Raw genomic sequence first — 18,600 nt, 5'->3', positions numbered from 1 at the left:
CGAGAGGACGACTCCATGACGACGGCGCCCCGACCCCAGGTGTCAGCAGGGGACCTCTCGCAGCTCGACCTGCCCAAGCACCAGGAGCAGTCCAGCATGCGGGCCCAGGTGGGCGATGCCCTGCGAGCCCTGCTCGTCTCCGGCCGAATGCGGCCCGGGTCGGTCTACTCGGCACCCAAGCTCGCGGCCCAGTTCGGGGTGTCCGCCACTCCGGTGCGCGAGGCGATGCTGGACCTCGTCTCCGAAGGCATGGTCGAGGTCGTCAGGAACAAGGGATTCCGCGTCACCGAGCTCTCCGATGCCGAGCTCGACGCGATGGCGGAGCTGCGTCTCCTCATCGAGGTCCCCGCCATGGGGATGGTCGCGGAGGCGTGTGAGGGTGACCTGGTGGGTGAGGTGGAGGCCCTGCGTCCACTCGCCGACGAGATCCGCAGCGCGGCCGCCGAGGGCGATCTCGTCCGCTACATCGAAGCCGACACCGAGTTCCACCTGCGTTTCCTCGCCCTCCACGGCAATGACCACATCGTGCAGGTCGTGCGCTACCTGCGGTCTCGCTCACGCCTCTACGGGTTGGAGCAGCTCTCCGGAACCGGTCTCATGATCACCCTGTGTGAGGAGCACCAAGAGATGGTCCAGGCCGCCTTGGACCGGGACGGCGACCGCATGCGCGATGTCGTGGCCACGCACATCGGGCACGTCCGATCGGTGTGGGCCGGCCACACCGACGGAGAATGACCGGCCTCGATCTCACCCTCGACGAGCGGGACATGCTCGCCGGAGGTTCGGGGGACGGAGTTGCGCTCGCGATGCGTGTCGTGACCTCCCTGGCACGGGTTCGCGGTGCCACAAGGCTCGTCGAGGTGAGCAGCGCCCACGTCGATTCCTGCCTCTACCACGGGCGGGCAGGGCTCGACTTTGCGCGACGGCTGTTCGACCTCGATGCGAGGGTGCGCGTGCCGACGACCCTCAATGTCGGTTCGCTGGACCTCCTACACCCCGGGACCGTTCACGAGGACGTGACCCACCCCGGAGTGCTGACCGGCGGTCTGGCGCTCATGGAAACCTATTGCGGGCTGGGGGCCCGCCCGACGTGGACGTGCGCGCCGTACCAAGTGGGGGCTCGTCCCGGGCTCGGTGAGCACGTGGCCTGGGCCGAGTCGAACGCCATCGTCTTTGCCAACTCGGTCCTGGGTGCGCGCACCGACCGCTACGGCGACTTCCTCGACATCAGCGCGGCCGTCACGGGCCGGGCACCTCTTGCAGGGCTCCACCTCGACGCAGAGCGGTGGGGGACCGTGGTCGTGGACTTCTCCGCCGTGAGCCCAACCAGGTTGACGGAGGAGATGTGGTGGGGCGTCCTCGGCCATCTCGTCGGTGACGTCGTGGAGGGCGGAGTCCCGACGCTTGTCGGCACAGGCGGGGACGTGTCCGAGGACGCACTCAAGGCCCTCGGTGCGGCGGCCGCCTCCTCGGGGTCAGTGGGAATGTTCCACCTCGTCGGTCGCACGCCGGAGGCCTCGGACCTCGTGTCCTGCACCCGGTCCGGTGCACCCGTCACCGTGGTCTCCGACGCCGACCTCGACCGCGTACGCCGCTCGCTGAGCACGGCATCGGGACGGCGACTCGACGCGGTGAGCCTCGGCACGCCGCACGCGTCCCTCGCGGAGATCCAGAAGCTCGTCGACGAACTCGGCGCGTCGGGAGGGCGGGTCCATCCCGGTGTCGACGCGGTCGTGTCCACGTCGCGAGGCATTCTCGCCGTGGCGCGAGAAGTGGGCCTCGCCGAACAGGTGGAAGGGGCTGGCTTCCGCTTCGTCGTCGACACCTGCACCTACGTCACACCCGTCCTCCCGCCGTCGGCTCACGTCGCGATGACCACCTCCGCGAAGTGGGCGCACTACGCACCGGGCAACATCGGAGTCGAGGTCGTCCTCGCGACGCTGGCGGAGTGCGTCGCATCCGCCGTTGCAGGACAGGTCGTCATCGATGCCTGACCACGCGATCGAGGCGACCCCGCTCACGCGAGGCCTGGGAGGCGGCACAGTGATCCGGCTCGACATCGGCCTGTCCTTCTGGGGCGGCACCGACGCGGCTGGCGTCGTCGTCGATGCCCATCACCCTCAGCTCGGCCGCTCTGTCGCGGGTCACGTCCTGGCCATGCGCAGTGGACGTGGATCGAGCAGTTCCTCGTCGGTCCTCGCCGAACTCATCCGATCGGGCCACGGCCCGTCGGCGATCGTGCTCGCCAGACCTGACGCGATCATCGCGCTCGGTGCCATCGTGGCGGATGAGCTCTATGCGATTGCGGTGCCTGTCGTCGTCGTGACCGAGGAGGAGTTCGACGCCGTCCGCGGCCTGGTGGCCGTCGAGAGTGACCCCGACCTCGGGACGGCGAGTGTCACCATCCGGTGACTCACCAGCCGCGTTCTCGCCAGTCCGCGAGATGCGGTCGTTCGGCGCCGAGGGTGGTGTCGCCGCCGTGGCCCGGGTAGACCCAGGTGTCGTCGCCGTAGACGTCGAAGAGTCGGACGGAGACGTCCTCGATGAGACTGTCGAAGCTCTGGTACTCGTAGCGCGTCGTTGCCCCGACGCCGCCGGGGAAGAGTGAGTCGCCGGTGAAGAGGTGCGTGTGTCCTGCGGGGTCGGAGTAGGCCAGCGCCACGGAACCGGGGGTGTGACCGCGGAGGTGGATGACATCGAGATCGCACTGGCCGACGGTGATCCGATCGCCCTGAGCCAGGCGCACATCGGGGCGGACGGGCAGGGCCTCGGCGTCGTCGCGGCCTGCGTAGGTGCGCGGGTGGAAGGCGTCGACGAGGTCGGACAGGGCGCGCACGTGGTCCCAGTGCTGGTGCGTCGTCACGATGTGTTCGAGGCTGCCGGTGCCCTGACGGATGAGGGCGGTGAGTCTCGCGGGATCGTCCGCGGCATCGATGAGGAGCTGCTCACCGGTGGCGCGACAGGTGAGGAGGTAGGCGTTGTTCGACATCTCCGACACCGCGGCCTTGCGGATGACGAGGTGCTCGAGCTCGCGGGTGTCGGTGGGGCCGCCGGGCGCGACATCGCCGGTGTATGCCGTCTGCTGGGCCATCGTCACAGTCCTGCCGTGAGTTCGGGGAGCGTTTCGCTGCGGACGCCGGACGGGTCCTGACGAGCCAACCAGCGGAGTATGCCGCCACGCGAACCGACGACTTCGGCGTCGCCACCGCCGATGCTCCAGACATCGCCCTCGTCGCTCCGGATCGTGAGAGAGGGGGTGGCGGGCGCGCCGTCCTGGCGCTTGAGCTCGTTGTCGATGAAGAGGACCTGGAGATCGCCGTCCACGTCGTCGAAACCGAATCCGACGTCGAGGTCGACGTGGTGGTAGATGACCTCGCGCAGCCGCATGAACGTCAGCATCCCGCCCTTGAAGGTGGGTCCACCAGGCGTGCGTTCCAGCACGATGTCTCGATGCTCGTCCGTCAGACGGCGCAGCGCGCGAGCGAGAGCCTGGGCGGTTTCGGCGACCTCGGTGACGAGTTCGTCGCGGCCACGCCCGACGCCTGCGTCGATGTCGACGTCGCGCTGTTCCGGTGAGGCGTACATGGTTTCGCCGGTCCCGTCGACGGCCGAACGCACGAGCAGGCTCAGGGCCTCGGCATTGCGCGCGATGTGGTTCAGGACGTGGTCGCGAGTCCACCCCTCGCACAGGCTCGGCGCAGCGAGGTCGTCGGCGCCACCGGCGTCGGCGACGAGGCGGGCGGTGTGATCATCAATGGCGGCAAGGAGATCGGTCACGACCTCAGGCTACGCGCGCGCGCCACAGCGTGCCCGTGCCATGGGCGTCCGTGGTGACGACCCAGACCTCGTCACCGAGGAGGACTGCGGAGACGGGTGCGCCACGGGGCCCGTCGCCGACCGACCATGTCTCACCCGAGCGCTGCAGGACCACGCTGCCGCCGCGCGACGGCACGACGAACACGTCCTTCCCTTCAAGACTGATCGGTGCGAGGACCGACGCGTTCTGGGTCACCTCGATGTCGGGTATGCCGGACGGGTTCCTCGTCGTGTTCCCGCCCACCTCCCACAGGAATAAGCGCCCGCCGACCGTGCCCGTGACGAGGCATTGGTGTGGGGTGCAGGTGGCGGCGTGTGCCTCGGCGAGGGCGCTGCCCTTCTCGGGTGTGGCGTGCGGGAGGTCCTCGCGGGTCCACGGACCGTCTGCGTCCGGCGACGTCCACACCGCGGGTTCGACGGTGACGGAGCCGGGCTCGAGTCGAGTGAGTGAGCCCGAGAGGACCAGGCCGTCACCGCCGGAGGTGATGGCGGTCGCGCCCGCAAGTTCGTCTGGGGTGCTACCGAGAGGCGTGCCGGTCGACGGTTGGCGAGCCCAGCGCGCGCCCGTGCGGGTCCATGTCGCAATGTCGAGGCCGGTCCGTTCGCTCTGCCAGGCGCCGAGAATCACGGGTGACCCACCGGCATACGCCATGCCGGCAAGGTCGCCGGCCCCGTAGCTGCCGAAGACACCGAACGGTTGTTCCTGCTCGGCGACACCCGTGGTGGTCCCCGTCCACGTCGTCCAGCGGTAGTTGCCGTGGGCGCCACCGCGCGCTCCGGCGATCGCGTCGATGTGGCCGTCACGGGCGATGATCTGGAACCAGCGGGCCTCGAAGGCGTAGGGGGAACGCGGGGTGAGGGGAACGTCCTGCCAGGGTCCCGAACCCGTGCCCGAGAGGAGGTGCGGCCGGGGGCGGGCAGGTCCGTAGGCACCGACGAGCACCGTCTCGTCGGTCGCGGCCAGCGTGACCGCTGACAGCCCGGTCGGGAGAGGCACGCGCTGCCAATCCATGGGTGCTGCGGAGGGAGATCGGGCGGTGGTGTCGGGTGCATCGCTCGTGCACGCGCCGAGGGCCAGGCTCGACCCCACGGCCAGCCCGACGAGGACGGAAGGCACCTTCACGCTTGTCACTCTAGAGGCGGTCACGATGGCGCGAGGAGCGTTGGTCCGGGGCTGTCGGTGGCGACACCTAGCATGGGGATCGTGACTTCTGCTGTGACCCCCACGCCCGCCCGACGCTCCGGGAGCGCCACCCACGACCGCCTCATCGTGCGTGGTGCGCGTGAGCACAACCTCAAGGATGTCTCGGTCGACCTGCCGCGCGATTCGCTCGTCGTCTTCACGGGTCTTTCGGGGTCCGGCAAGTCCTCGCTCGCGTTCGACACGATCTTCGCCGAGGGGCAGCGCCGCTACGTCGAGTCCCTGTCGGCCTATGCGCGTCAGTTCCTCGGGCAGATGGACAAGCCCGACGTTGACTTCATCGAGGGGCTGTCACCGGCAGTCTCGATCGACCAGAAGTCGACCAACCGCAACCCGCGCTCGACCGTCGGCACGATCACCGAGGTCTACGACTACCTGCGTCTGCTCTTCGCCCGCGCTGGCCGACCCCACTGCCCGACCTGTGGCGAGCCGATCACGCGTCAGAGCCCGCAGCAGATCGTCGACCAGCTGCTCGAGCTGCCCGAGCGCACCCGCTTCCAGGTGCTCGCCCCGGTCGTGCGGGCCCGCAAGGGTGAGTTCGTCGACCTCTTCGCCGAGCTCCAGTCCAAGGGCTTCGCGCGTGCTCGTGTCGACGGCGAGGTGGTCTCCCTGGCGGAGCCTCCGATCCTCGAGAAGCAGATCAAGCACACCATCGACGTCGTCGTCGACCGCCTCGTGGCCAAGGGTGGCGACGCCTCGTCCAAGCGGCGTCTCACCGACTCCGTCGAGACCGCGCTCGGCCTCGCCGGAGGGGTCGTCCTCATCGAGTTCGTCGACGTCCCCGAGGGCGCGGAGGGTGCGGCACTGCCCCGGGAGAGACGCTTCTCCGAGAAGATGGCCTGCCCCAACAACCACCCGCTGGCGATGGACGAGGTCGAGCCCCGCTCCTTCTCCTTCAACTCCCCGTTCGGCGCCTGCACGGTGTGCACGGGCATCGGCACCGAGCTCGAGGTCGACCCCGAGCTCGTCGTCCCCAACGATGACCTGTCCCTCGCCGAGGGCGCGATCGCACCCTGGGCGTCGGGCAGTGGCGCGTCCGAGTACTTCCAACGGGTTCTGGGTGCGTTGTCCGAAGAATTGAAGTTCAGCATCGACGCCCCGTGGCGGTCCCTGCCCGAGCGGGCCAGGGAGTCGCTGCTCCACGGCCGCAACCACAAGGTTCACGTCAAGTACAAGAACCGCTTCGGTCGTGAGCGCTCCTACACGACCGGCTTCGAGGGTGCGATCCCGTTCGTGAAGCGTCGGCATGCCGAGACCGACTCCGACTGGAGCCGAGAGCGCTACGAGGGCTACATGCGCGAAGTGCCCTGCCCGGCCTGTCGCGGCAGCCGACTCAAGCCCGAGTCCCTCGCGGTCCTCGTCGGCGGCAAAAGCATCGCCGACGTGTGCTCGCTGCCCATCTCGGAGTCGGCTGGGTTCCTCGAGGGAGTCGACTTCACCGTGCGTGAGCAGCAGATCGCCGAGCGGGTGATCAAGGAGATCAACGCCCGACTGGGCTTCCTCCTCGACGTCGGCCTCGACTACCTCAGCCTCGACCGGCCGTCCGGCACGTTGTCCGGCGGTGAAGCACAACGCATCCGGCTCGCCACCCAGATCGGCTCTGGCCTCGTGGGCGTCCTCTACGTCCTCGACGAGCCGAGCATCGGCCTGCACCAGCGCGACAACCACCGGCTCATCGAGACGCTGACCCGACTGCGCGACCTCGGCAACACCCTCATCGTCGTCGAGCACGACGAGGACACGATCGCCACCGCTGACTGGGTCGTCGACATCGGCCCGGGCGCGGGGGAGCACGGGGGAGAGGTGGTCCACTCCGGCACCGTTGCCGACCTGCTCACCCACCCGACGTCGATCACCGGCAAGTACCTCTCCGGTCGCGCCGAGATCCCGCTCCCGGCTGTGCGCCGTCCGCAGGAGAAGGGCCGCGAGGTCACCGTTGTCGGTGCCCGCGAGCACAACCTGCACGACGTCACCGCCAGCTTCCCGCTGGGCAACCTCGTCGCCGTGACCGGTGTGTCCGGGTCCGGCAAGTCGACGCTGGTCAACGACATCCTCTACCACGTGCTCGCCAACAAGCTCAACGGCGCGAGGCACGTCCCCGGGCGTCACAAGACGGTCACCGGGCTCGAACACCTCGACAAGGTCGTCCACGTCGACCAGGGCCCGATCGGTCGCACGCCGCGCTCGAACCCGGCGACGTACACCGGTGTCTTCGACGCGATCCGCAAGCTCTTCGCGACGACGACCGAGGCCAAGATCCGCGGCTACCAGCCCGGGCGCTTCTCGTTCAACGTCAAGGGTGGACGCTGCGACGCGTGCTCCGGCGACGGCACGATCAAGATCGAGATGAACTTCCTGCCCGACGTCTACGTGCCGTGCGAGGTCTGCCACGGCGCCCGCTACAACCGCGAGACGCTCGAAGTCCACTTCAAGGGCAAGACCATCGCCGACGTCCTCGACATGCCGATCGAGGAGGCGGCCGAGTTCTTCGCGGCCGTCCCCGCGATCGCGCGTCACATGACGACGCTCACCGAGGTCGGTCTGGGCTACGTGCGACTGGGGCAGCCCGCACCAACGCTCTCTGGCGGCGAGGCGCAGCGCGTCAAGCTGGCGACCGAGTTGCAGAAGCGCTCGACCGGTCGGACGATCTACGTCCTCGACGAACCCACGACTGGCCTGCACTTCGAGGACATCCGCAAGCTCCTCGGCGTCCTCCAGGGTCTCGTCGACAAGGGCAACACCGTCATCGTCATCGAGCACAACCTCGACGTCATCAAGTGCGCCGACTACATCGTCGACCTCGGACCAGAGGGTGGCAACAAGGGCGGCTCGGTCGTCGCCACAGGCACACCCGAGCAGGTCGCCCGCCACCCCGACAGCTACACCGGTCACTTCCTCGCGCCAGTGCTCGCCAAGACGTCACGCACGACGACTCGTCCGACGGCTGCTGCCAAGAAGGCGGCTCCCACCAAGGCGATCACCGCGAAGGCGGCAACCGGCACCAAGGCTGTTGCGACCAAGAAGGGGGCCGCGACCAAGAAGGTGGCCGCGGCCACGAAGGCCGCTGTGCCCAAGAAGACTGCGGCGGCGCGGGCGGCAACCCGGACCGAGACAACGGCAGCGACTTCGGCACGGTCGACCACGGTGGCCAAGCCCGTGCGAGCCACCAAGGCCACGAAGCGGGCGCCGCGCAAGAGCGCATAGGTGAGCGGGCGGCATACCCCGTCCGTCAACTCAAGCCGTCGAGAGTGGAAGAAGTCCCGCCTCCCGTGATGGGAAGCAGGACTTCTTCCACTCTCGACTGCCCGTGGGCCTCAGGCCCACGCGGCGCGTGGGACCCGTTCGCCTCAGGCCCACGCGGCGCGTGGGACCCGTTCGCCTCAGTCTTCGCCGAGGTAGGCCTTGCGGACGTCGTCGCTCTGGAGCAACTCCGAGCCGGTGCCCGAGAGGACGATCTTGCCGACCTCGAGGACGTAGCCCTTGGTGGCTCGCTTGAGCGCGGCCTGGGCGTTCTGCTCGACGAGCAGGATCGTCGTGCCTTGCTCCTGGAGCGTCGTCACCGTCGACATGACGGTCTTCATCATGAGCGGGGACAGGCCCATCGACGGCTCGTCGAGCATGAGCAGTTTGGGGCGGCTCATCATGGCCCGACCCATGGCAAGCATCTGCTGCTCGCCACCGGAGAACGTGCCGGCCGCCTGGGCCTTGCGCTCTCCAAGGATCGGGAAGAGGTCGTATGCCGCCTTCAGGTCCTTCTTGACATCGGTGTCGCGCCGGGCGAACGCACCGAGGAGCAGGTTCTGCTCGACCGTGAGTCGAGGGAAGATCCGGCGCCCTTCAGGGGAGTGCGCCAGTCCGAGCGTGACGATCTGGTGCGCGGGAGTCTCGTCAATCCGCTTGCCCTGGAAGCGGATCGAACCGCTCGCGGGGCGAAGCAGACCAGAGATGGTCCGCAGGGTCGTCGTCTTGCCAGCACCGTTGGTGCCGATGAGGGTGACGACCTCACCCTCCTCGACGCTGAAGCTGATGCCCTTGACTGCCTTGATCTTGCCGTAGGCGACGACCAGGTCCTTGACCTCGAGCATGGGGCTCACTGCTGGTCCTCCGTCTTCTCGGCGGATGGGCTGGGCGCCTCATCGTCGTCCTCGTCGTCGCCGCCGCCGATGTAGGCATCGATGACGCGAGGGTCGGACTGAACCTCGCCCGGCGTTCCCTGGACGAGAACCTCCCCGCGCACGAGACAGAGCACGCGGTCGCAGAGGTTGAAGATGAACCGCATGTCGTGCTCGATGACGACGACCGCCAGCCCGCTGTCGCGGATCCGGAAGATGAGGTCGCTCGCCTGCCTGGTCTCCTGCGGGTTCATGCCGGCCGTGGGTTCGTCCAGAAGGATGAGCTTGGGGTCGGTGGCGAGGGCACGAGCGATCTCGAGCCGGCGCTGGTCTCCGTAGGGCATGTTGCGGGCGAGCAGCTCGGAGGACTTGCCCAGGCCCACGAACTCGAGGAGCTCCTGGGCACGTTCACGGGTGGCCGCCTCCTCGCGACGGAACTTCGGTCCACGCAGGATCGAGGTCAGCGCCATCGAGCTCGTGCGGCAGTAGCGACCGACCATGACGTTCTCGAGCGCCGTCATGTTGGCGAAGAGCCGGATGTTCTGGAAGGTGCGGGCCATTCCGGCGATGACGACCGCGCGCGGCTTGGGTGGAAGGACGGCGCCGCCCAGCGTGACGACGCCCTCGGTCGGCTTGTAGAGCCCCGTGAGGCAGTTGAAGAACGTCGTCTTGCCGGCACCGTTGGGGCCGATGAGGCCAACGATCTCGCCCTCGTGGACGGTCATGTCGACGTCCTTGACAGCCGTGAGTCCACCGAAGCGCATGGTCACGCCGCGAGCCTCGAGGATGGGCGCGCCGACCGTTGCGGGCTCGGTGGGTGGGGGAGTCTCGATGATGGTCATGCCTTGACCTCCTCTTCCTCGAGATGGACTTCTTGGAGTCGTTCGGCGAGCCCTTCGTCGTCCTCGTGGAACTCGAGCTTGCGACGCTGGCTCGCGATGAGGCCCTCCGGACGGAAGCGCATCATGAGGACGAGCACGAGTCCGAAGATCAGGAGTCGGTAGTCGGCCAGGTCGCGCAGCTTCTCTGGGAGGAGCTTGAGGATCGTGGCGCCGACGAGGACACCAGCCACGGTGCCCATGCCGCCGAGGACGATCGCCGCGAGCAGGAACGCCGACTCCAGGAAGATGTACTGGTCGGGGCTCACCGAGACGTCGTGGTGCGCCTTGACCGTGCCTGCCATGCCGGCGAGGAAAGCACCACCGGCGAACGCGAACAGCTTGAGACCGAAGACGTTGACGCCCATGGCCTCAGCCGCCTTCTCGTCCTCACGGATCGCGACCCAACCGCGGCCGATGCGGCTGTTGTTGAGGCGGGTGAAGACAAGGATGATGAACGCCGCCAGGACGAGGAGCAGGAAGTAGTAGTTCGCGAACCGACCCAAGGTGATCCCGGCGATTTCATGTGGCTGCCCGAAGTCGAACGAGCCAAATTTCAGCTCGGGGATGGCGGGGATGCCGTTGGGGCCGTTGGTGAGGTCCGGGCCGTTCTCGCCGTCGAGGTTGCCCATGGTGAACCGGAAGATCTCGCCGAAGGCCAGGGTCACGATGGCGAGGTAGTCACCGGACACCCGAAGCGTTGGCGACCCGATGATGAGCCCGAGCAATGCCGAGAAACAAGCGCCGACGAGGACGACAACGATGAACGGCGGCTTCCAGCCGATCGTCGCGAAGGCCGAGGTCGACAGGGTGGCACCCACGTAGGCACCGGCGCCGAGGAAGGCGATGTAGCCGAGGTCGAGTAGTCCCGCGAGCCCGACGACGATGTTGAGGCCGAGCGCAGTGGCCGCGAAGATCAGCACCTGGGTGGCGATCGACATGTTCTCGTCGGACCCGCCCTGGGTGAACGGGAAGAGGAACGCGACGGCGAAGGCGCCGAGCATGAGCACCGGACGGTTCTTCTGGGCAATGAGGCCGACCCAGGTGAACGCGCCGGCCTTGGCCAGGGCGAAGGCGACGGAGGCGGCGAAGATCAGGAAGAGCGCGAAGCCCATCGCATCGTCGACACCCAGGGCGTAAGCCGCCCCAAAAAGGACCAGCGCCATCATCACGATGATCGTGATGATCTCGAGCCAGGAGGACGTCTTGGCGAAGAGGGGGTCGCGGTGCGTGCCGGACACGAGCATGAGCCCGGACGCCAGCAGGAGAAGGGCTCCCACTAGACAGATCCAGCCGCCGGGGTTGACGTTGAGGATGGCGCCAGTCTGGTAGGCGATGGAGCCAAGCGTCACCACCATGTAGGCGACGGCGCCCACGCCGAGAACGCGAACAGCGCCGGCAGTGTCGAGCCATTCACCCAGACCCCTCAGCGGGCCCCGGCGGGCCAGCAGGAAGAGGAGCGCGACGACCCCGATCGCGATGGCGGAGATCTGGAGCCCATTGGGATAGAAGTCGACGGACAGGTCGCCGAGGACGCTCCCGTCGTGGCTCCACGAGAGGAGAGAGCCGATGACGAGCAGGGCGGCGCCGACGACGCCGAGCGGCCAGGCGGCGGTGCTGCCGCGGCCGGGGAATCGCTCGAGGAGGGGCAGCTTGGCGGCGTCGTGGTCGTGGTCGTGCGTGAGGTCAGTCGTCGAGGTGCTCATGCGCGGTCCACCACCCTTGCGCCGAGGAGACCCTGGGGCCTGAAGACGAGCACGAGAATAAGGAGCACGAACGCCCACACGTCCTTCCATGCCGATCCGCCGAACTGGCCGGGGATGAACTGGGTGGCCATCGACTCGGCGATGCCCAGCGTCAGGCCGCCGACGACGGCCCCCTGGATGTTGCCGATTCCGCCGAGGACCGCAGCCGTGAAGGCCTTGAGTCCGGCAAGGAAGCCCATGCGGAAGTCGATGTTGGAGTTGAGCAGGCCTTGGGCGACGCCGGCGATCGCCGCGAGCGCCGCACCGACGGCGAACGCGATGACGATGATGCGGTTGACGTTGATGCCCATGAGCTGAGCCGTGTCAGGGTCCTGCGAGACGGCCTGCATGCCCTGGCCGAGCCGCGTGCGGTTGACGAAGAACCACAGCACGATCGCCGAGATGACCAGCGCGCCGATGGTGAAGATCGCTGCCCGCTGGATGCTGAGGCCACCGATGGACAGGGCTGATCCGGTGACGACATCGATGTCGGGGAAGACCAGCTTGCTCTTGGCGCCCGGGTAGAACAGGCGGACGGCTTCCTGGAGGAACACTGAGATGCCGATGGCGGTGATGAGGGGCGCAAGGCGGGGCGCGTTGCGCAGCGGTCGGTAGGCGACGCGCTCCATGATGACCGCAGTGGCCACGGAGACGGTGACGGCGCCGATGAGCATGATCGGCAGCACCCACAACCCGGTCTGGCCCTTGAACAGGACCGACCAAGTGGCAAGGGCGCCGAAGGAGCCGATCATGAAGACTTCGCCGTGGGCGAAGTTGATGAGCTGGACGATGCCGTAGACGACGGTGTAGCCGACGGCGATCAGCGCGTACAGCGACCCAATGGTCAAGCCGTTCACGATCTGTTGCAGGAACTCGGTCATCGCAGAACCGGCACCTCTCTGTATAGGGGGCTGGCACATTCAAGCAGGGGCGAGCACGTGCCCGCCCCTGCTTGAAGCAACTACGTCAGCGTGTGTCGGACTTCGTCGGTTCAGCTCACGTTCTCTGACTTGACCGAGACCCACTTGCCGCCGTCGACCTTGTAGCCGGTGATGACCTTGACGAGCGTGTCGCCGAACTCGTCGAACGAGACCTTGCCGGTGACACCGTCGAACGAGACCTTGCCGACCGCTTCGACCGTCGCCGCGCGAGCGTCCTTGGCGTCCTTGGCGTCCTTGAGCGAGACCTTGAGCGCGTTGATGATGGCGTTCGCGGCGTCGTAGGAGTAGCCGCCGTATGCCGCGGACGGCTCGGCGTACTTGGCTGCCTCGTACTCAGCAAGGAACTTCTTGCCGGCCTCGCTGGCGTCGGTCGGCTCGCCGACCGAGGTGGCGAGGTCGTTGTTGGACGTCGAGCCCGCGAGCTCGATGAACTTCGGGTCGAAGATGCCGTCGCCACCCATGAGGGGGACGTTGAGGCCGCCCGCCTTCATCTGCTTGGACAGGGGTCCACCCTGCGGGTACTCGCCACCGTAGAAGACAGCGCCGGGCTTGGACGGGGCGACCTTGGAGACGACCGGGGCGTAGTTGGACTCGTCCGGGTTGATCGTCTCGGCGGCCACGACCGTGCCACCCGCAGCCTTGTAGGCCTCGGTGAAGTAGTTGACCAGGCCCTGGCCGTAGGTCTTCTTGTCGTGAATCGTCGCGACCGTCTTGATGCCCTGGTCGATGAGGAACTTCGCCGCGAAGCCACCCTGCGCGATGTCCGTGGTGCAGGTACGGAAGAACGTCTTGTAGGGACGCGCGTTCCCGTCTGCGCCGCGGGTCAGCGCGGGGCCGGTGTTGGCGGGGGAGATCTGGGTGATGTTGGCGGCAGCGAAGACCGGCTGGGTCTGCTGGCTGACGCTCGAGTTGAGGTTGCCGACGACGCCGATGACCTGGTCGTCCCCAGCAAGCTTGGTTGCGGCGTTCTTGCCGACGTCTGCCTTGCCCTCGTCATCCGCGGCCTCGACCTCGAGGGTCCAGCCGGGGATGGCCTTGGAGTCGTTGGCCTGCTTGACGGCAAGTTCGACGGAGTGCTGGATGCCCTTGCCGAGAGCGGACAGGTCGCCCGAAAGGGGCGCGATGACGCCGATCTTGGCGACCTTGGCGTCGCCGCCGGTGGTGCCGGTGTCGGTGTTGTCGTCGCCGCGGGATCCACACCCGGCCAGTGCGAGTGAGGCCACCAGCAGCGATGCACCCATGGTCATGACGGAACGCTGAGCCACGTTTCCTCCTGAAACTTCTTCTCCCGCGGCAAGGTGCCGAGGAGCTCGCGACGGGTGTGCGAGCACCCGAACAATAGCCACGCCACGCACCCTTTCCGGGCACGTTGACGCAGATTGTGCCGAGTCGTTACCAAGGTCAATTTGCACAATTCCTTGTGTGATCCTCACAGGTGAGGAACAGAAACCATCGGCATACTGGCGCAGGACCGTATGAACGCAAGCGCCGGACGAGAGGTTGAGAACCATGGCAGAAGCACTGGACACCCACGACGCAACGACCCAGAACGACGTGGCGCCGATGGCGTGTTGCGGCAGGCGCGAGGCCTTGCGCGCGGTCGGAGCCGTGGCCATCGCCGGGGCTGGACTGACAGCGTGCGGCACGAGCGCGGACGACGTCGCGGACGCAGCCTCCTCGGCGGCTTCGGGCGCGGCCAGTGCCGCGGGCGATCTCGCCAAGAAGGCTGACATCCCGGTCGGCGGCGGCAAGATCTTCGACTCCGCCAAGGTCGTCATCACGCAGCCCACAGCTGGTGAGTACAAGGCCTTCTCCGCCGTCTGCACCCACCAGGGGTGCACCGTGTCGGGTGTCGCGGACGGCACGATCAACTGCGCGTGCCACGGCAGCAAGTTCGACATTGCCACGGGAGACGTGAAGGCCGGCCCGGCCACCTCCGGCCTGCCGGCGAAGTCCGTGACCGTCGGGGCCGACGGCATCAGCGTGACCTGAGAGTTCAGCGCACACGGGTCCGTGGCTTTGCGGGTATGCCGTGTGGTCACGGCGGTGCCGTACGGGACTGACGGTGCCGCGACCTAGGGTTGGGGCGTGGCTCATCCGTCGACGTACCGTCCCCGGCCGGGAGAGATCCCGACCGATCCGGGTGTCTACCGGTTCCGGGACAAGGACGGGCGGGTCATCTATGTCGGCAAGGCGAAGTCGCTTCGCCCCCGGCTGTCGTCCTACTTCCAGGACGTCGGGATGCTGCACCCGCGCACAGCCTCCATGGTCATGGCCGGCGCGAGCGTCGAGTGGACCACTGTCCTGACCGAGGTAGAGGCGCTCCAGCTCGAGTACTCCTGGATCAAGGAGTTCGACCCGCGCTTCAACGTCAAGTACCGCGACGACAAGTCCTATCCCTACCTCGCCGTGACGATGGGCGAGGAGTTCCCGCGGGCGCAGGTGCTGCGCGGGGCCAAACGCAAGGGCACTCGCTACTTCGGGCCCTATGCGCACGCGTGGGCGATCCGCGAGACCCTCGACCAGGCCCTGCGTGTGTTCCCGGTCCGCACGTGCTCCACGGGGGTCTTCAAGCGGGCCAGCCAGGTTGGGCGACCCTGCCTGCTCGGCTACATCGACAAGTGCTCAGCGCCCTGTGTCGGCCGGGTCGACGCCGAGGCCCACCGGCAGATCGCCGAGGAGTTCTGCGACTTCATGGCCGGGGAGAGCACGAAGTTCATGAAGCGACTCGAGCGGCAGATGCGGGACGCGTCGGACGCGCTCGAGTTCGAGACCGCCGCGCGACTGCGTGATGACATCGGTGCCCTCCAGCGTGTCCTCGAGAAGTCGGCCGTCGTCTTCGGCGACGGCACCGACGCCGACGTGTTCGCCCTCGCCGACGACGAGCTCGAGGTCGCGGTCCAGGTCTTCCACGTCCGTGGCGGGCGTATCCGCGGCCAACGCGGGTGGGTGGCCGAGAAGGAGTTCGAGACCGTTCCCGAAGTGGTCGGCCACCTTCTCCAGCAGCTGTATGGCGGGGAGGAGGGCGAGTCGGTGCCGCGCGAGGTGCTCGTGCCGGTGCTGCCCGACGACTCCGACTCGATGGGCCAGTGGCTGTCCGGTCTGCGGGGGAGTCGCGTCGACCTGCGCGTCCCGCAACGCGGTGACAAGAAGACGCTCATGGAGACGGTCGAGCGCAACGCGAAGCAAAGCCTGGCCCGGCACAAGGTCGCTCGTGCCGGCGACCTCACCGCACGGTCGCAGGCGCTGCAGCAGCTTCAGGAGTTCCTCGCCCTCGACGAGTCGCCGCTGCGAATCGAGTGCTACGACATCAGCCACGTCCAGGGGACCCAGGTCGTCGGATCCATGGTGGTCTTCGAGGACGGGCTCGCGCGCAAGGGCGAGTACCGCCGGTTCATCGTGCGAGGTGACGAGGTCACGGGTGCAACGGATGACACCGCCGCGATGCACGAGGTGTTGACGCGTCGTTTCCGCCGCTACCTCAAGGACCGTGACGAGCCGCAGGGTCGCGACGAGGAGACAGGCAGGCCAACGCGGTTCGCCTACCCGCCGCAGCTCGTCGTCGTCGACGGCGGTCTGCCGCAGGTCAACGCCGCGGCACGTGCGATCGAGGACCTCGGCATCGTCGACGTCGCGGTCGTCGGACTCGCGAAACGACTCGAGGAGGTGTGGGTCCCGGGTCAGGACTTCCCGGTCGTCCTGCCGCGAACCAGCGAGGGTCTCTACCTGCTGCAGCGGCTGCGTGACGAGGCCCACCGGTTCGCCATCACGTTCCACCGCCAACGGCGGAGCAAGGCCATGACGAACTCGGCACTGGACGGCATACCCGGCCTCGGGGACGTCAAGCAGAAGTCGTTGCTGCGGCACTTCGGCTCGGTCAAGCGGATCCGGGCCGCGACCTTGGACGAACTCGGTGAAGTCAAGGGAATCGGTCCTACGCTGGCAGAAACGATTCAGCGCGAGCTGACCGGCGCACCCGCAGAACCCACGGTCAACCTCATGACCGGCGAGATCCTCGACGACGAGAGGGGCAGCAATGCCTGAGAGTCCCGTCCCCGACGCTCCGGAGCCCGCCGTGGCCACCGGTGCCGACTTCATCATCGTCACCGGCATGAGTGGGGCCGGGCGGTCCACGACGGCCAACGTCATGGAGGACCAGGGTTGGTACGTCGTCGACAACCTGCCGCCCCAACTGCTCGTGTCCATGGCCGAGCTCGGCAACCAGGCGCGCGCCGAGGGTCGCGAGATCAAGATCGCTGCGGTCGTCGACGTCCGGAGCCAGCACTTCTTCACCGAGTTCGAGGACGCCGCCCAGCACCTCAAGGCCACGGGGTGGACGCCGCAGCTCCTCTTCCTCGACGCCACCGACGAGGCCCTGGTGCGGCGGTTCGAGTCGGTCAGGCGGCCACACCCGCTCCAGGGCGAGGGTCGACTCCTCGACGGCATCCAGCACGAGCGCGAGATCCTGCGCGACCTGCGCTCTCGGGCCCAGATCGTCGTCGACACCTCTGGGCTCAACGTGCACCAGCTCGCCCGCAAGGTCGCGCCACTGTTCGGCACCGGCGACGGACCCTCGCTGCGACTTGCTCTGCTGTCGTTCGGTTTCAAGTACGGCGTCCCCCTCGATGCCGACTTCGTCTTCGACATGCGCTTCCTCCCCAACCCGTTCTGGGTGCCCGAGCTGCGATCGCTCGACGGGCGCGACCCCGAGGTGTCCGCCCATGTGCTGGGCCAGACCGAGGCCGGTGAGTTCCTCGACCGGGTGGTCGCCCTCATGGAGCCCGTGACGCGCGGCTACCACTCGGAGGGCCGGCGCTACGTCACACTCGCCATCGGGTGCACCGGCGGCAAGCACCGGTCGGTCGCCATGGCCGAGGCCCTGGCCGAACGACTGAGTTCGAACCGCATCGAAACCTTCCTCGTCCACCGTGACCTGGGGCGCGAGTGAGTGGCCCGGTCGTTGCCGCGCTCGGTGGTGGGCACGGTCTGGCGGCATCCCTTGCCGCTCTGCGTTTCGTCACCGACGAGATCACGGCGATCGTCACCGTCGCCGACAACGGCGGGTCCTCCGGTCGACTGCGCGGTGAGTTCGGCGTCCTGCCTCCGGGAGACCTGCGCATGGCGCTCTCTGCGCTCTGTGAGGAGACGGAGTGGGGACACACGTGGCGCGACGTGCTGCAGCACCGCTTCGAGGGCACGGGACCGCTCGGTGGACACGCCCTCGGAAACCTGTTGATCGTCGCCCTCTGGGAGCTGCACGAGGACCCGGTCGCCGGCCTCGAGCTCGTCGGCCGACTGCTCAACGCCCGGGGGCGGGTCCTGCCGATGGCATCCGTGCCACTCGACATCGAGGCCGATGTCGTGGGCGCCGATCCGCGTGAACCCGACGCCGTGACCCTGGTCCGTGGGCAGGCTCAGGTGGCCACGACCAAGGGCAAGGTGCGCGATCTGCGGCTCGTCCCGGCCAGCCCACCGGCATACCCGGAATCGATCGCGGCCATCCGGGCCGCGGACTGGGTCGTCCTCGGCCCCGGCTCATGGTTCACCTCTGTGATGCCGCACCTCCTCGTCCCCGACGTCGCCGAAGCATTGGCCGTCACCCGTGCCCAGCGACTGCTCGTCCTCAACCTCGAGATGGTGACCAACGAGACCGCGGGCTTCCGTGCCATCCACCACCTCGAGTCGTTCGCGGCACACGCACCGGGCATTCGGCTCGACGCCGTGCTCGCCGACCCCTCCGTCGTCGACGACGAGGCGGAACTCGCGGCCGTCTGCCGCGCCCTTGGCGCCGAGCTGCACATCCATCGGGTCGCCGTCTCCACGTCACCCAAGGAGCACGACCGGCTCCGTCTGGCCGCGGCACTGCAGGACGTTCTTGGCTCAGGACGCCGCCCCTGATGACGCGTG

General features: G+C 67.9%; 16 protein-coding genes. 8 read left to right on the top strand and 8 right to left on the bottom strand.

Annotated elements, in window-relative coordinates; genetic code table 11:
- Positions 1-15: 15 nt before the first annotated feature.
- Genes ACFQRE_RS19255 through ACFQRE_RS19245 form a run of 3 tightly spaced genes read left to right on the top strand, consistent with a single transcriptional unit; the run spans position 16 to position 2,412 of the window.
- Positions 16-735 carry a GntR family transcriptional regulator gene (locus ACFQRE_RS19255; protein ID WP_380125564.1) on the top strand — a complete coding sequence of 240 codons (720 nt, stop codon included), beginning with the start codon at positions 16-18 and terminating at the stop codon, positions 733-735.
- Complete coding sequence (locus tag ACFQRE_RS19250) at positions 732-1,994, top strand: aconitase X (protein ID WP_380125562.1); 1,263 nt, start codon at positions 732-734, stop codon at positions 1,992-1,994. The genes ACFQRE_RS19255 and ACFQRE_RS19250 overlap by 4 nt, the downstream gene beginning before the upstream one ends.
- Positions 1,987-2,412, top strand: a complete 426-nt coding sequence (locus tag ACFQRE_RS19245; protein WP_380125560.1) for an aconitase X swivel domain-containing protein — start codon at positions 1,987-1,989, stop codon at positions 2,410-2,412. Before ACFQRE_RS19250 ends, ACFQRE_RS19245 begins: the two co-directional genes overlap by 8 nt.
- 1 nt (position 2,413) lies before the next feature.
- Here ACFQRE_RS19245 and ACFQRE_RS19240 read toward each other — a convergent pair whose 3' ends face one another.
- Genes ACFQRE_RS19240 through ACFQRE_RS19230 form a run of 3 tightly spaced genes read right to left on the bottom strand, consistent with a single transcriptional unit; the run spans position 2,414 to position 4,939 of the window.
- Positions 2,414-3,091, bottom strand: a complete 678-nt coding sequence (locus ACFQRE_RS19240; RefSeq protein ID WP_380125558.1) for an MBL fold metallo-hydrolase — start codon at positions 3,089-3,091, stop codon at positions 2,414-2,416.
- Positions 3,092-3,093: 2 nt separating this feature from the next.
- Positions 3,094-3,777: a maleylpyruvate isomerase family mycothiol-dependent enzyme gene (locus ACFQRE_RS19235; RefSeq protein ID WP_380125556.1), complete on the bottom strand. Its 684-nt coding sequence runs from the start codon at positions 3,775-3,777 to the stop codon at positions 3,094-3,096.
- A 4-nt stretch (positions 3,778-3,781) separates the two neighbouring features.
- Positions 3,782-4,939 (bottom strand): hypothetical protein, encoded by a 1,158-nt coding sequence (locus ACFQRE_RS19230; protein ID WP_380125554.1) that lies wholly within the window; start codon positions 4,937-4,939, stop codon positions 3,782-3,784.
- Positions 4,940-5,011: 72 nt separating this feature from the next.
- Here ACFQRE_RS19230 and uvrA point away from each other — a divergent pair, with 72 nt between their 5' ends.
- Positions 5,012-8,221: an excinuclease ABC subunit UvrA gene (gene uvrA, locus ACFQRE_RS19225; RefSeq protein WP_380125552.1), complete on the top strand. Its 3,210-nt coding sequence runs from the start codon at positions 5,012-5,014 to the stop codon at positions 8,219-8,221.
- A 176-nt stretch (positions 8,222-8,397) separates the two neighbouring features.
- On the opposite strand, the gene ACFQRE_RS19220 is transcribed toward uvrA, so the two are convergent.
- The 5 genes from ACFQRE_RS19220 to ACFQRE_RS19200 all read right to left on the bottom strand — a co-directional run bounded on the left by ACFQRE_RS19220 (position 8,398) and on the right by ACFQRE_RS19200 (position 13,958).
- Positions 8,398-9,102: an ABC transporter ATP-binding protein gene (locus ACFQRE_RS19220; RefSeq protein WP_449274553.1), complete on the bottom strand. Its 705-nt coding sequence runs from the start codon at positions 9,100-9,102 to the stop codon at positions 8,398-8,400.
- Between the two features lie 5 nt (positions 9,103-9,107).
- The gene (locus ACFQRE_RS19215) at positions 9,108-9,971 is read right to left on the bottom strand and encodes an ABC transporter ATP-binding protein (RefSeq protein WP_380125548.1); all 864 of its coding nucleotides are present in this window, start codon (positions 9,969-9,971) and stop codon (positions 9,108-9,110) included.
- Positions 9,968-11,713, bottom strand: a complete 1,746-nt coding sequence (locus ACFQRE_RS19210; RefSeq protein ID WP_380125546.1) for a branched-chain amino acid ABC transporter permease — start codon at positions 11,711-11,713, stop codon at positions 9,968-9,970. The genes ACFQRE_RS19215 and ACFQRE_RS19210 overlap by 4 nt, the downstream gene beginning before the upstream one ends.
- Entirely contained in the window at positions 11,710-12,633 is a 924-nt protein-coding gene (locus ACFQRE_RS19205; protein WP_380125544.1) for a branched-chain amino acid ABC transporter permease, read from the bottom strand. Before ACFQRE_RS19205 ends, ACFQRE_RS19210 begins: the two co-directional genes overlap by 4 nt.
- Positions 12,634-12,743: 110 nt before the next feature.
- On the bottom strand, positions 12,744-13,958 hold the full coding sequence (locus ACFQRE_RS19200) for a branched-chain amino acid ABC transporter substrate-binding protein (protein WP_380125542.1): 1,215 nt from the start codon (positions 13,956-13,958) through the stop codon (positions 12,744-12,746).
- A 244-nt stretch (positions 13,959-14,202) separates the two neighbouring features.
- Here ACFQRE_RS19200 and ACFQRE_RS19195 point away from each other — a divergent pair, with 244 nt between their 5' ends.
- The 4 genes from ACFQRE_RS19195 to ACFQRE_RS19180 all read left to right on the top strand — a co-directional run bounded on the left by ACFQRE_RS19195 (position 14,203) and on the right by ACFQRE_RS19180 (position 18,591).
- Positions 14,203-14,685 carry a Rieske (2Fe-2S) protein gene (locus ACFQRE_RS19195; protein ID WP_380125540.1) on the top strand — a complete coding sequence of 161 codons (483 nt, stop codon included), beginning with the start codon at positions 14,203-14,205 and terminating at the stop codon, positions 14,683-14,685.
- Between the two features lie 96 nt (positions 14,686-14,781).
- Complete coding sequence (gene uvrC, locus ACFQRE_RS19190) at positions 14,782-16,737, top strand: excinuclease ABC subunit UvrC (protein ID WP_380125538.1); 1,956 nt, start codon at positions 14,782-14,784, stop codon at positions 16,735-16,737.
- Complete coding sequence (gene rapZ, locus ACFQRE_RS19185) at positions 16,730-17,641, top strand: RNase adapter RapZ (protein ID WP_380125536.1); 912 nt, start codon at positions 16,730-16,732, stop codon at positions 17,639-17,641. The genes uvrC and rapZ overlap by 8 nt, the downstream gene beginning before the upstream one ends.
- Complete coding sequence (locus ACFQRE_RS19180) at positions 17,638-18,591, top strand: gluconeogenesis factor YvcK family protein (protein ID WP_380125534.1); 954 nt, start codon at positions 17,638-17,640, stop codon at positions 18,589-18,591. The genes rapZ and ACFQRE_RS19180 overlap by 4 nt, the downstream gene beginning before the upstream one ends.
- The last annotated feature ends 9 nt before the right edge of the window (positions 18,592-18,600 follow it).

This window comes from Knoellia pratensis, from assembly GCF_042666395.1.
Classification (GTDB): Bacteria; Actinomycetota; Actinomycetes; order Actinomycetales; family Dermatophilaceae; genus Knoellia; species Knoellia pratensis.
The sequence above is the reverse complement of the archived record's forward strand: the minus strand, read 5'-3'. Positions and strand labels throughout refer to the sequence as shown.

Excerpts from the sequence above, each read along its gene's own strand:
- ACFQRE_RS19215 (WP_380125548.1), bottom strand. The coding sequence starts at position 9,971 with ATGACCATCATCGAGACTCCCCCACCCACCGAGCCCGCAACGGTCGGC.
- rapZ (WP_380125536.1), top strand. The coding sequence starts at position 16,730 with ATGCCTGAGAGTCCCGTCCCCGACGCTCCGGAGCCCGCCGTGGCCACC.
- ACFQRE_RS19210 (WP_380125546.1), bottom strand. The coding sequence starts at position 11,713 with ATGAGCACCTCGACGACTGACCTCACGCACGACCACGACCACGACGCC.
- ACFQRE_RS19255 (WP_380125564.1), top strand. The coding sequence starts at position 16 with ATGACGACGGCGCCCCGACCCCAGGTGTCAGCAGGGGACCTCTCGCAG.
- ACFQRE_RS19205 (WP_380125544.1), bottom strand. The coding sequence starts at position 12,633 with ATGACCGAGTTCCTGCAACAGATCGTGAACGGCTTGACCATTGGGTCG.
- ACFQRE_RS19240 (WP_380125558.1), bottom strand. The coding sequence starts at position 3,091 with ATGGCCCAGCAGACGGCATACACCGGCGATGTCGCGCCCGGCGGCCCC.
- ACFQRE_RS19195 (WP_380125540.1), top strand. The coding sequence starts at position 14,203 with ATGGCAGAAGCACTGGACACCCACGACGCAACGACCCAGAACGACGTG.
- uvrA (WP_380125552.1), top strand. The coding sequence starts at position 5,012 with ATGGGGATCGTGACTTCTGCTGTGACCCCCACGCCCGCCCGACGCTCC.
- ACFQRE_RS19250 (WP_380125562.1), top strand. The coding sequence starts at position 732 with ATGACCGGCCTCGATCTCACCCTCGACGAGCGGGACATGCTCGCCGGA.
- ACFQRE_RS19220 (WP_449274553.1), bottom strand. The coding sequence starts at position 9,102 with ATGCTCGAGGTCAAGGACCTGGTCGTCGCCTACGGCAAGATCAAGGCA.
- ACFQRE_RS19245 (WP_380125560.1), top strand. The coding sequence starts at position 1,987 with ATGCCTGACCACGCGATCGAGGCGACCCCGCTCACGCGAGGCCTGGGA.